The following is an 11,702-nucleotide window of genomic DNA, read 5'->3' as shown; positions in this document are numbered from 1 at the left end:
TCAATACTGCTCGGTACCGAGCAAAAGGTAGAAAACAGTGATGCCGAGGCCGACGAAGAACCAGGTCTTGCCGAGCGCCAGCTTCTCCGGCGACTCGGCACGCATCCAGTAATACAGCCCCATGCCCATGCCGACGATCGGGAACACCACGCTGGCGGCGATCACCCCCCATTTGAGCCCCGGCGAGACAGCGGGGCCGGCGCGGCTGAGATCGACGATACGCACAGGCTCGCCAGGCGCGACAGGGCGTCCCGGCGCCGGCGGGGGCTCGGGTGCGGGTTCGCCGACGGCCGCGCCGCAATGGCCGCAGAATCGTGCGCCCGCCTCGTTCTCCTTACCGCACTGGGGGCAGAACATGATGGCATCCTCCGCACTGGGGTCGGTTCCAGTATAGCCAAGGAAGCCGGTTCGTGAGCCGGTGCACAGCCAGGCGATCGGGTGCCGGGCGCCCACTGGAGCGCCGCGCTCGCCTGCCCCGCCGGATTGCGGAGGTCAGTTGCCGCCGCAGTCAACTATCACAACTCGCAGCGAGCCAGCGCGCCGCGGTTTCGACATCGAGATCGCCTTGCGTGGAGCGCATCGTCACCCGCGTGGTGAAGCGCTCGGGGCTATCGACCTGGGCCCTGAACCGGCCGGTCGCGTCCGGCCCGGTACACTTCAGCGTGCCGGTGACCGCATTGCCGGCCTTCGCGACATCGCTCAGCGTGCAGTTGCCTTCCACCTTGCCCGAATAGATCGTGTCCTGGCGCGCCTGCTCGGGCGTGATACAAGTGCGGGCGGAACCGTCCTGGCCAAGGCTCACGCCGCGCTGCGCCATCTCCTGTTCGAGCATGCGGCGGGTTTCGGCGGGCAGGAGCTTGAGCTGCTGCTGCAGTTGGGCCATCTGCGACGACATGTCGGGCAAACCGCCCAGGCTCAGGTGGGTGGAGCGGAACTCCCACAGGCCGGGGCGGATGTCGTCGACCGCGTGGGCAGGGAGCGAAAGGCCGGCCAGGGCCAGCAAGAATGCGGCGGATGCAGCGGGGCGACGAGAGGGCATGAACGGTGTCCTGTGGTGTGGGCTCGGTTATGGGCCGCAGACGATCGAAACGATGGAATTATCTCCGGCAGGGGCAGCGCGTTCCATGCACGCGCACCTTCCGTTGGTGAGCAAAGTTGTCCGCCAAGGCGCCCGACGCCGGCGGCCACTGCCGGATCGGCCCGGCAGGATGGTCGCCGCCGGCCGCGTTGGGCGTATTCTCCCGGGCTCGTCCGATCGACGACTTCCTGCACAGGCCGCGAGCCCTGCGCCGCGGCCTGTGCGGCACGACAACCCTGAACACGCTGAAGATGCCCGACGCCACGCCCGCCCCGCTCCGCCGCCTCCACGCCGACATCGACGCGCGTGTCGCGGCCATCCGTCAATCCCACCCCGACTGGCAGTGCGCGCGCGGCTGCGCCACCTGTTGCCGGCAGCTGGCCGATGTCCCGCGGCTGAGCGCGGCCGAGTGGGCCTTGCTGAAACAAGGCCTCGCCACCCTGCCACCGTCGCGCCTGGCCGGGATCGGCGACAAGCTCGCCCGGCTTGCCGCCGCGCCGTCGCGCCCCATCGTGTGTCCGATGCTGGACGAAATCGAAGGCGCCTGTCCGGTCTACGCCCAGCGCCCGGTCGCCTGCCGGACCTACGGCTTCTACGTGCAGCGCGAACTCGGCCTGTATTGCGGCGACATCGAACAACGCGCCGCCGGCGGCGAACTGGCCGACGTGGTGTGGGGCAACCACGACGCTGTCGACCGCGCTCTCGGCGCGCTCGGCGAACTGCGGCCGCTCACCGAATGGTTTGTGCGGGACACGCCAGGGGTCGAGGATGCCGGGCAAAACGTGCCGGGTTCCTCCGCGAAGACCTGACCGACAGGATCGCCACTTCCGGAAGCCGCCACTGCGCAAGGGCCTCCCAGGCCGGAACCTCCCTTCGCGGCCGGGCGGCAGCCCGCAGCCGGTCGCCCGCAGCCAGCCGCCGGGAACCGCCAGCTCAGCCGGCCACCAGCATGCCCTGGCGCTCGATGAAGCCGATGATCTCGACCAGCCCCTGCCCCGTCTTCTGATTGGAGAAGACGAAGGGGCGCGGGCCGCGCATCTTGCACGCGTCCCGTTCCATGACGTCCAGCGATGCGCCGACCAGCGGCGCGAGGTCGATCTTGTTGATGACCAGCAGGTCGCTGCGGGTAATGCCCGGCCCGCCCTTGCGCGGGATCTTGTCGCCGGCGGAAACGTCGATGACGTAGATCGTCAGGTCGGACAGTTCCGGCGAGAAGGTCGCCGCCAGGTTGTCGCCGCCGGATTCGACGAAGATGATGTCCAGCCCCGGAAAGCGGGCATTGAGGCGATCCACCGCCTCCAGGTTGATCGAGGCGTCCTCGCGGATCGCGGTATGCGGACAGCCGCCGGTCTCGACGCCGATGATCCGCTCCGGCGCCAGCGCCTCGTTGCGCACCAGGAACTGGGCGTCCTCGGCGGTGTAGATGTCGTTGGTGACGACGGCGATGTCGTACTTGTCGCGCAGCGTCAGGCACAGCGCCAGCGTCAGCGCGGTCTTGCCCGAACCGACCGGGCCGCCGATGCCGACGCGCAAGGGGCCGCGCCGATTGGGGACATGCATGTTCATGATCTGAAAAGCCTCGTGTATTGGGTTTCATGCCGACTGCTGGCGATCGCCAGGCCGGGGGTGTAGTTGCTCCAGCGCGCCTCGGGCAGGCACAGCGCCACCTCCACCAGCGGCACGATGCGCTCGCCCAGCGCGGCGAGCAGGCGCTGGCCGGCGCTCTGGCCCAGCGGCACGCATTTCACCGCCGCCATCACCTGGTTCTCGGCCCAGGCCCACAGGTAGGCGGCCAGCGCCTGCGCGGCCGGCACCTGCCAGGCCGCGGCGGCCGCCGACCAGGCGGTCGGGAAGGCCGGCGTGTCGATGGCGAGCAGGCGTTCGCGCCAGCCGGGCAGCGTGGCGAAGGCATCGAGCTCGGCCAGCAGGCGCACCAGCGACCAGCCCATCTGCACGGTTTCGGCGCGCAGTTCGGCGCTCTCGCGGCTGGCGAGGAAATCGTCGTTGAGGCGCGCGACCTCGGCATCGTCGCCCCGCGCCCAGGCACCGATCTGGCAGGCCAGCAGCGGGGCCTCGAAACGCGCCAGGCTCCATTCGAGCAGGTCGCCGATCCATGCCGCGGCATCCGCCTCCTTGCCCACGACACCGCTTTCCACCGCCCATTCCAGGCCTTGCGAATAGGTGTAGGCACCCACCGGCAGCGCCGGACTGCTCAATTGCAGCAGGCGCAGCAGCGGCAGCAGGCCGCCGTTCAGTGCCGGCGGACCGGCGGACATGTCCACGCTCAACGCCCCGCCATCATATGGATGCGTGCGCCGCTGCCGTCGCCGGGGTGCTGATGGCCGTGGGCATAGGCGCCGGCCTCGGGCTCGAACGGCGCATTCAGCTTCACCAACTGCGCGCCCAGGCCGGCGAGCATGCCTTCGAGCACATGGTCGTCCTGGATGCGCAGCCAGTCGCCGCCGGCGTCGCTGCCGACCTGCACCGCGACGTGGCGGTTGCCCAGGTGGTAGGCCGCACGGGCGAGTTCGACCGCCGAGGCACAGCGCGCTTCGATCAGCTCTTCGGCCGCGGCGCGGACTTCGACGATGCGGCCGTCCCTGGCCCGCAGCTTCTGCCCGCCGCGCAGGATGGTGCCGCGCGGCAGGAACAGCCCGGCCTCGGCGCCCGACACCAGCTTCGCGCGCAGCCGGCTCTTGGTGCGGTAGTTGAAGTCGAGTTCGAGCACCTCGGCCGCCGCTTCGCTGCCCTCGTAAAGCGATTCGATCAGCAGCACCGCGGCGGTTTCGGCCCGGGTATCGTTGGCCGGCATTCCGGTGGCCGGCGCGCCGGTGTCTGGAGTCAGGATAGTCGTCATGGCTGGATTCAGAACAGGAAATAGCGCTGCGCCATCGGCAGCGTGTCCGCCGGCTCGCACACCAGGTGCTCGCCATCGGCGCGGACGACGTAGGTTTCGGGATCGACTTCGATCTCCGGCGTGGCGTCGTTGAGCACCATGTCGCGCTTCTGCACCGTGCGGCAGCCTTTGACCGCGACCAGCGGCTTGCCCAGGCCGAGCGCCGCCACCGCCGGATTGGCCAGCGCGGCCTGCGACACGAAGGTCACCGACGTCGCCAGCGCCTTGCCGAAGGCGCCGAACATCGGCCGGTAATGCACCGGCTGCGGCGTCGGGATCGAGGCATTGGGGTCGCCCATCGCCGCCACCGCGATCATGCCGCCCTTCAGCACCAGGCTCGGCTTGACGCCGAAGAAGGCCGGCCGCCACAGCACCAGGTCGGCGAGCTTGCCTTCCTCGATCGAGCCGACGACGTGTCCGATGCCGTGCGTGATCGCCGGGTTGATGGTGTATTTGGCGATGTAGCGGCGCACGCGGAAGTTGTCGTTGCCGCTGCCCTCGTCCTCGGGCAGGGCGCCGCGCTGCAGCTTCATCTTGTGCGCGGTCTGCCAGCTGCGGATCACCACTTCGCCGACCCGTCCCATCGCCTGCGAATCCGACGACATCATCGAGAACGCGCCGGTGTCGTGCAGGATGTCCTCGGCGGCGATGGTCTCGCGCCGGATGCGCGACTCGGCGAAAGCGACGTCCTCGGCGATCGCCGGGTCGAGGTGGTGGCACACCATCAGCATGTCGAGGTGCTCATCGATGGTGTTGACCGTGTAGGGACGCGTCGGGTTGGTGGACGACGGCAGCACGTTCGGACGGCTGATCGCCTTGATGATGTCCGGCGCATGGCCGCCGCCCGCGCCTTCGGTGTGGAAGGTATGGATGGTCCGGCCCTTGAACGCCGCCAGCGTGGTCTCGACGAAGCCGGATTCGTTGAGCGTGTCGGAGTGGATCGCGACCTGCACGTCCATCTCGTCGGCCACCGTCAGGCAGTTGTCGATCGCCGCCGGCGTCGTGCCCCAGTCCTCGTGCAGCTTCAGGCCGATCGCACCGGCCACCACCTGTTCCTTCAGCGGTGCCGGCAGGCTGGCGTTGCCCTTGCCGAAGAAGCCCATGTTCATCGGAAAGGCATCGGCCGCTTCGAGCATGCGGTGGATGTGCCACGGCCCCGGCGTGCAGGTGGTGGCGAAAGTGCCGGTCGCCGGCCCGGTGCCGCCGCCCAGCATGGTGGTGACGCCGCTGGTCAGCGCTTCCTCGATCTGCTGCGGGCAGATCCAGTGGATGTGGCTGTCGATGCCGCCGGCGGTCAGGATCATGCCCTCGCCGGCGATGACCTCGGTACCGGCGCCGACCGGAATCGTCACCCCCGGCTGGATGTCCGGGTTGCCTCCCTTGCCGATGCGCCAGATGCGCCCGTCCTTGAGACCGACGTCGGCCTTGACGATGCCGGTCACCGCATCGACGATCAGCGCATTGGTGATGAGGGTGTCCGCGATGTTGGCCGCCACGTCCTGGCCCTGGCCCATGCCGTCGCGGATCACCTTGCCGCCGCCGAACTTCACTTCCTCGCCGTAGATCGTCCAGTCCTTCTCGACCTCGATCACGAGTTCGGTGTCCGCCAGCCGCACGCGGTCGCCCACCGTCGGGCCGAACATTTCCGCATAGGCGCGGCGCGATATCCTTGCCATCTCAGGCCTCCTGCCGGGCCGCCCCGCGGGAAGCCTGCGCCCCCATGGATGGCAGCGAATGCAATGAGCGCGGGGGCTCGCCCAGTGCTCCCATGACCTGGCCGTTGAAGCCATACACTTCGCGCTCGCCGGCCAGCGCCACCAGCTCGACGGTGCGCGACTGCCCCGGCTCGAAGCGCACCGCCGTGCCCGCCGCGATGTTCAGCCGGAAGCCGCGCGCCGCCGCGCGATCGAAGGCCAGCGCAGCATTGGTCTCGGCGAAGTGGTAGTGCGAGCCGACCTGGATCGGGCGGTCGCCGGTATTGCTCACCGCCAGACTCAGCGTGGCGCGACCGGCATTGAGTTCGATGTCGCCGTCGGCGACGAAGAATTCTCCGGGGATCATGCTATTTCTCCTTGAATCCTTGAAGCATGGTCAAACGTATGTCCGGCATGCGGGTGGAGGCGTATTGGCAGGAGCGGACGGTGAGGCCATCCAAAGGGGGTCAGACAATCGGTGCATGCACGGTCACCAGCTTGGTACCGTCCGGAAACGTCGCCTCGACCTGGATGTCCGGGATCATCTCCGGCACCCCTTCCATCACGTCCTCGCGTCTCAGCAGCGTCGCGCCGTGGCTCATCAGTTCGGCCACCGTGCGGCCGTCGCGCGCACCTTCCAGGATCGCGCAGGTGATCAAGGCCACGGCCTCCGGGTAGTTCAGCTTCAGGCCCCGTGCGCGCCGCCGCTCGGCCAGCAGGCCGGCGGTGAAGATCAGCAGCTTGTCCTTCTCGCGTGGCGTCAGTTCCATCGTCCTCTCCGCGGCGCCCGGCGCCGCCTGCAACACAATTGATCAGGTATTCCAGATGCGCGGGGTCTGCGCTTCCCGCCCCGCCACCACCGGCCGCGCCGCAGCCCACAGGCGCGCGAACCACGCCCGCCCCGGCTCGCAGACCGGCCCCAGCCAGCGCGCCAGCAGCAGGCCGGGCAGCAGCGTCACCGCGCCCTGACCCGCCTCGGTTTCGATGCCGCGCCAGCATTCGAGCAATGCACCATCACAGTGCGGCGAAGCGACGACGAAGCTGCCGCCGACCGGCTGCCCCTGCATGCCGACCGCCACGCCGAGCAAGGCGCTGCCGCCCGCCAGCACACCGCGTTCGAGCCACAGCGGACGGCCGTCGCGCTCGATCCGGGTGCGCATCGCCAGTTCGCCATGGTTGAAGCGCTCGCCGGACGCGGTGCGCCCGAAGCACAGCATCTCGCTGCCGACGAAGCAGGCGTCGCCATGCAGGCGCACGTCGGTAGACAGCTCGCCCAGCGCGCCATCGAAGACGATGCTCTCCTGCGGCAACCATTCGCAGACGCCGCCGGCAGCGACTTCGATGCGCTGCGCCAGCGAGCCCGTCTGCCCCGCACTGCGGTACCACTTGCCCGCGCCCGGGGTGGTCACCAGCGCATGCGCGCCCGGCCCGACGTCGAGATCGACGCTCAGGCGGTCGCCGCCCGCAATCCCCGCCGGCGGATGCACCAGAATGGTGTGGCATACCGCCTCTCCTTCGGGATACAGCGGCCGCTGCACCACCAGCGGTCCGACATGTTCGCGGCGCGCCAGCACCGTCCGCCCGCCGCGCCGCTCATAGCCAAGGCGCAATTCGGCCCGCCAGCCGCGGCCGGCGAGCTGCTCGGCCAGGGCATGGGTTTCGGGCGTGCTTACGGCGTTCATCCCGGACGATAAGCAAACGGCGTTCCAGCACTGGCAGGAAGGCCGTATCTGCTTGTCGATCAAGGAAATTTCAGCGCCACTCCGGCACCGGAACGGTCGATGGCAGGCAGTCGGACAGTCCGCGATCGAAGACTTGCACCATCTCGGTGCATGAACTCGATCGGCGTCTAGGGACAAGGCCGCCGAGTGCATCGAACCTGCTGCCGTGTCCCAATCCCGCAGGCCGAAGCCGCAGCGGCCGGCGCCCTGCCTTAGGGCGTGTCGCCGCCCTGCGCTTTCTTCATCAGCGCCACGTCCTTGCACGGCACTTCGCACAACCAGCCGAAACGATCCGCCAGCCAGCGGAAGGTCGCCTCGCGGTAGAACACCACGTGCGTCGGGTCGCGGCGGTAATGCCAGCCGGCGAAGCGGGCATCGTCGGTCTGGAAACAGGTCATCACCGCCAGCCAGCCGCCGGGCCGCAGCAGGCCGTCGAGGCGGGCGAATTCGGCTGCCGGATCATGGAAATGCTCCGCGACCTCGGTGCAGGTGATGAAGTCGTAGCTTCGCGCCAGCGCGGTGGCATCCGGCACGAAGAAGGGGTCGTACAGCGCCACCGCATGCCCGGCTGCGCGCAGCATGCCGGCCAATGCCGGGCCGGGGCCGCAGCCGTAGTCCAGTCCCGTGCTCGCCGGCGCCAATCGTGCCAGCAGCGGCGCGGCCAAGCGGCCGAGAAAACGGCGATAGGCTGGATCGGCGGCATCGTTGCAATGCAGCTCGTACTCCGCCCGCTCGGCTGCCGCCGCAGGGTGCTGCGCGGGCAGCAGGAAAGTCGCCTCGCAGCGTCCGCAGCGCAGATAGTCCCGCCCTTCGACGCACATGAAGGGGCGCACGTCGGCGCCCCGGCACACCGGGCAGACCGCGGCGGATGCCGGCGGGACGGCTTCAGCCCTTGCGTTGTCGGGCACGCCTGGCCGCCGACAAGGTGGTGATCGCCACGCCGGCCAGCACCGCCGCGCCCGCCAGCCAGCGCTCCGCGCCAAGGTGCTCGCCGAGCATCATCATGCCGAGCAGGGCACTGAGCACCGGCACGCTCAGTTGCACCGAACCGGCGGCGATCGCGGTCATCCGCACCCGGACCCAGTACCACACCGCATAGCCCAGCCCCGACATCACGGCGCCGGACAGCAGCGCGTAGGCCACGCCGACGCCGTCCAGCCGGATGGCGTCGCGCTGCAGGAACATCAGGCCGAGCGCCAGCGGCAGGGCCCAGATGAAGCTGCTGGCGGTGTTGCCCACCGGCGTGTCCTGGCTGAAGCGCCCGAGCAGCGAGAAGCCGCCCCAGGCGATGCCGGCGATCGTCATCAGCCCGGCGGGCAGCAGCGCCGGCGCCGACGCGCCCGGCGCCAGGAAAGCCACCAGACCGGCGAGTGCCAGCAGCACGCCCGGCAGGCTGGCACGCTCGCCGCGGGCATAGCCGTAGGCGATCATCGTCAGTTGCGCGCTGGCGAACAGCAGCAGCGCCCCCGCGCCGGTGTCGATGCCGCGATAGGCGAAGGAAAAAGCCACCGCATAGATGAACAGCAGCACGGCGGACGGCCATGATTTCTGCAGTGACGGCAGCCTGAGGCGCTGGAGCATCACGATCAGCGCCAGCATCGCCGCACCCGAGGCGAGGCGGACGACGATGAAGGATGTCGGGTCGATGGATGTCGTCTGCAAGGCCAGCCGGGTGAGCAGCGAATTGGCCGCAAAGGCCAGCATGGTGGCGACCGTCAGCAGGACGATGAGCGAGCCATGCCTTTCCGCCCCGGCGGCATCCTGCGATGCCGCGGTCTCGTTGCCATTCATCGATGATGTCTCCTCAAAGCGGGCGGCCTTGGAGGCTGCCTCATGTCTGCGACCTCGCCCGCTGGCCTCGTCCTGCGGCCGCGGTGCCAATCATCCGGCGAAGTTCGGGATACGGCGCTCAGCCCGGCGGCGGCCGCTCATGAGGCCGCGCGGATTCATCCACACCCGCGATGCGCAACAGGATGCCGGTATCGAAACGACCATCGCCTTGCAGCACCCAGTCGACGAAGCTCGCCCCTTCCATCTGGCTGAGAAGCTGGTGCGCACGGGTCCTGGTGTCGATGCCCGAAGGGATCTCGCTGCGCTTCACGCCCTCGTCCAGCACCTTCGTCAACCAGTCGATCTGGAACTGGAAGAAATGCCGGGTCAGCAGCTGCAGCCGCTCCGGCAGCACGGCCATCTCTGCCGCCAGCGCGCCGCACAGCGGCAACTGGCCCTCCTGCTTGCCAACCTTGAACACACCGGCAAAAGCCTCCAGGCGATCCGCAACCGCAGCGAATTCGGCCTCGATGCCGGCGAAGGTCTGCACGACGCCTTCGACATAGGCCTCCACCACCGCCACACCCAGATCCTCCTTGGTGGGAAAGTGGTAGTGGATGCTCGCCTTGCGGATGCCGATCGCCTGTGCAAGGTCGGCATAGCTGAAGGCCGCATAGCCCTTGGATCGCAGCAGCGACTCGGCCGTCTTCAGCAGGGATTCGCGGGTGCCGGGAGCGCTCATCGGATGCGTCGTATCGGATTGGTCGGCGCGATACTACCTACTAGTTGATAGGCAATCAAGGCAAACAAAACGGGGCGAGCGCCCCGTTTCCGATCAAATGCTCCTGCGAACCTCTCAGAAGTGCAGTTCCATCTGGAACATCGGCGCCGTGGTCTTGATGCCCGGCTTCTGATCGCCATTGGCGAAGGCATGGTTGCCGAATTTGTTGCGCCAGTATTCGTAGCCCACGCCCATCAGGAAAGTGTTCTTCTTGCCCCAGGCCATCTGGCCGACGTCGACCATCAGCGAAGTGCGCATCAGGGTTTCGGTCTTGGTCTCGACGCCGGCGTAGTCCTTGCCCTTTTCGCTGTTGACGTTGATAAAGCCCTGGAACTTCAGCGGCACCGGACCGGCGTTGAAGGGGATGCCCCAGGCCGCGCTCAGGATCCATTGCGGGTCGAAAGCGATGTCGCTCTTCGGGCAGGCGGGCGAGCCGAGGCCGCAGTGGTTCCATTCCTTGCCGTACAGCAGGCTGACGTCGAGGAAGCCCGGCACGTCGAACTTCAGCGTCGGGCCGATGACCAGCAGACGCTTGCGCGGCGCGAAGGTGGTGTTCTTGGTGTTGAGGTCGAAACCGGCGGTCAGCGCGACTTCCTTGACCGGACCGAAGGCGAGGCTGCGGTCGAAGATCTTGCTCAGATGGAACTGGTGACGGTAGGTCAGGTAGAACTCGGTGGCGCCGTTGCTGCCGTTGCGCGTCGTCGGATCCTTGTCGTCGGACTGGAAGACGTCGAGGTTCACGAAATGCTGCCCGATCGAATAGCCGCTGGCATGGGTGAGCTGCAGCACATGCTTGCGCACCTTCTCGGTGTTGTTGGGCTCGCGGAAGTCGGTACCGTAGCGATAGCCGATGAAGGTGTCGCTCCAGGTCGCCGCCTGGGCGACGGCCGGCAGGGCGGCAAAGGCACAGACGATGGCGAGCGTCTTACCGCGAGGGTGTCTCTTTATCATTTTTTGGCTCCGGAGAAAGCTGTGGGTGGCAGGAAAAAGAAGCGGAACGGGAATCGGGCAAATCGATGGCAAACAGGCCGGCGAACGACTTTGCGTGCGCTTTTCTCAAGTTAACAGCACACTTCGCGTACGGAAATCACACAGCCGTGATAGCGCGCATCAGACTTGCCTGATACCGTGCATCCTGCTGCGATGCACAAACCATGCCAATCGCACATGCAGTATGCGTTTGTACTGCCACCCACAAGACGAAGCACCCCTATCGAGGGAATTTCCCACAGCCACGCAACTCGATAGACGTGTATGGTGTCGGGGCTTTTTCGACCGCAAGGCGCGCGAACCCAGGTTCGGAACGCAGCGCAGCCATAAGGAGGAAACACCATGAATGCGACCGCCGCCGACTCCCTGCCGAGCGAAGCCGAGATTCGCCAGGCCCCCGCCGACGACTACATGTCCGCCCGGCAACTGGCTTTCTTCCGCGCCCTGCTGGAGCGCGAGCGCGACGCGCTGCTGGAGTCCGCCCACCGCACCACCCTGCACCTGCAGGAGTTCGAGAGCACGCCCGACCCGTCCGACCGCGCCTCGCTCGAAGAAGACCACACGCTGGAACTGCGCGTGCGCGACCGCGAACGCAAGCTGCTGCACAAGATCGACGAGGCCCTGGCCCGCATCGACAACGGCAGCTACGGCTGGTGCGAGGACACCGGCGAACCGATCGGCATTCCCCGCCTGCTGGCGCGGCCGACCGCCACGCTGAGCGTCGAGGCGCAGGAAATCCACGAGGCACGGCGCAAGATGCAGGGTGGCTGAA

At 67.9% G+C, this 11,702-nt stretch carries 15 protein-coding genes; 2 read left to right on the top strand and 13 right to left on the bottom strand.

The annotated features are described in order from the left end of the window. Together NX068_RS07015 and NX068_RS07010 are read right to left on the bottom strand one after the other, a co-directional pair. Window positions 1–357: a zinc ribbon domain-containing protein gene (locus NX068_RS07015; protein WP_263460571.1), complete on the bottom strand. Its 357-nt coding sequence runs from the start codon at window positions 355–357 to the stop codon at window positions 1–3. Window positions 358–508: 151 nt separating this feature from the next. Then, window positions 509–1,039, bottom strand: coding sequence for a DUF3617 domain-containing protein (locus NX068_RS07010; protein ID WP_263460570.1), 531 nt, complete (start codon window positions 1,037–1,039; stop codon window positions 509–511). Window positions 1,040–1,155: 116 nt separating this feature from the next. Between NX068_RS07010 and NX068_RS07005 the strand changes: the two genes are divergently transcribed. Continuing rightward, complete coding sequence (locus NX068_RS07005) at window positions 1,156–1,887, top strand: YkgJ family cysteine cluster protein (RefSeq protein WP_263460569.1); 732 nt, start codon at window positions 1,156–1,158, stop codon at window positions 1,885–1,887. A gap of 124 nt (window positions 1,888–2,011) precedes the next feature. On the opposite strand, the gene ureG is transcribed toward NX068_RS07005, so the two are convergent. From ureG to NX068_RS06950, 11 genes are all read right to left on the bottom strand, one after another. Continuing rightward, window positions 2,012–2,644: an urease accessory protein UreG gene (gene ureG, locus NX068_RS07000; protein ID WP_263460568.1), complete on the bottom strand. Its 633-nt coding sequence runs from the start codon at window positions 2,642–2,644 to the stop codon at window positions 2,012–2,014. Continuing rightward, window positions 2,641–3,354, bottom strand: a complete 714-nt coding sequence (locus tag NX068_RS06995) for an urease accessory protein UreF (protein WP_263460567.1) — start codon at window positions 3,352–3,354, stop codon at window positions 2,641–2,643. The genes ureG and NX068_RS06995 overlap by 4 nt, the downstream gene beginning before the upstream one ends. Before the next feature lie 8 nt (window positions 3,355–3,362). Beyond that, window positions 3,363–3,890 carry an urease accessory protein UreE gene (gene ureE, locus NX068_RS06990; protein WP_263460643.1) on the bottom strand — a complete coding sequence of 176 codons (528 nt, stop codon included), beginning with the start codon at window positions 3,888–3,890 and terminating at the stop codon, window positions 3,363–3,365. A 53-nt stretch (window positions 3,891–3,943) separates the two neighbouring features. Then, window positions 3,944–5,650: an urease subunit alpha gene (gene ureC, locus NX068_RS06985; RefSeq protein ID WP_263460566.1), complete on the bottom strand. Its 1,707-nt coding sequence runs from the start codon at window positions 5,648–5,650 to the stop codon at window positions 3,944–3,946. Between the two features lies 1 nt (window position 5,651). After that, window positions 5,652–6,035 (bottom strand): urease subunit beta, encoded by a 384-nt coding sequence (locus tag NX068_RS06980; protein ID WP_263460565.1) that lies wholly within the window; start codon window positions 6,033–6,035, stop codon window positions 5,652–5,654. 100 nt (window positions 6,036–6,135) lie between these two features. Continuing rightward, window positions 6,136–6,438, bottom strand: a complete 303-nt coding sequence (gene ureA, locus NX068_RS06975; RefSeq protein ID WP_263460564.1) for an urease subunit gamma — start codon at window positions 6,436–6,438, stop codon at window positions 6,136–6,138. A gap of 42 nt (window positions 6,439–6,480) precedes the next feature. Beyond that, the gene (locus NX068_RS06970; protein ID WP_263460563.1) at window positions 6,481–7,350 is read right to left on the bottom strand and encodes an urease accessory protein UreD; all 870 of its coding nucleotides are present in this window, start codon (window positions 7,348–7,350) and stop codon (window positions 6,481–6,483) included. A gap of 251 nt (window positions 7,351–7,601) precedes the next feature. Further along, window positions 7,602–8,297 (bottom strand): class I SAM-dependent methyltransferase, encoded by a 696-nt coding sequence (locus tag NX068_RS06965; RefSeq protein ID WP_263460562.1) that lies wholly within the window; start codon window positions 8,295–8,297, stop codon window positions 7,602–7,604. Next, window positions 8,275–9,180 carry a DMT family transporter gene (locus NX068_RS06960; RefSeq protein ID WP_263460561.1) on the bottom strand — a complete coding sequence of 302 codons (906 nt, stop codon included), beginning with the start codon at window positions 9,178–9,180 and terminating at the stop codon, window positions 8,275–8,277. The genes NX068_RS06965 and NX068_RS06960 overlap by 23 nt, the downstream gene beginning before the upstream one ends. Window positions 9,181–9,298: 118 nt before the next feature. Next, the gene (locus tag NX068_RS06955) at window positions 9,299–9,901 is read right to left on the bottom strand and encodes a TetR/AcrR family transcriptional regulator (RefSeq protein WP_263460560.1); all 603 of its coding nucleotides are present in this window, start codon (window positions 9,899–9,901) and stop codon (window positions 9,299–9,301) included. Between the two features lie 114 nt (window positions 9,902–10,015). Continuing rightward, window positions 10,016–10,891, bottom strand: coding sequence for an outer membrane protein OmpK (locus tag NX068_RS06950; protein WP_263460559.1), 876 nt, complete (start codon window positions 10,889–10,891; stop codon window positions 10,016–10,018). A 381-nt stretch (window positions 10,892–11,272) separates the two neighbouring features. Between NX068_RS06950 and dksA the strand changes: the two genes are divergently transcribed. Continuing rightward, window positions 11,273–11,701, top strand: a complete 429-nt coding sequence (gene dksA / locus NX068_RS06945) for an RNA polymerase-binding protein DksA (RefSeq protein ID WP_263460558.1) — start codon at window positions 11,273–11,275, stop codon at window positions 11,699–11,701. The last annotated feature ends 1 nt before the right edge of the window (window position 11,702 follow it).

Source organism: Thauera carbonicopians, assembly GCF_025699485.1.
Taxonomy (GTDB): Bacteria; Pseudomonadota; Gammaproteobacteria; order Burkholderiales; family Rhodocyclaceae; genus Thauera.
The sequence above is the reverse complement of the archived record's forward strand: the minus strand, read 5'-3'. Positions and strand labels throughout refer to the sequence as shown.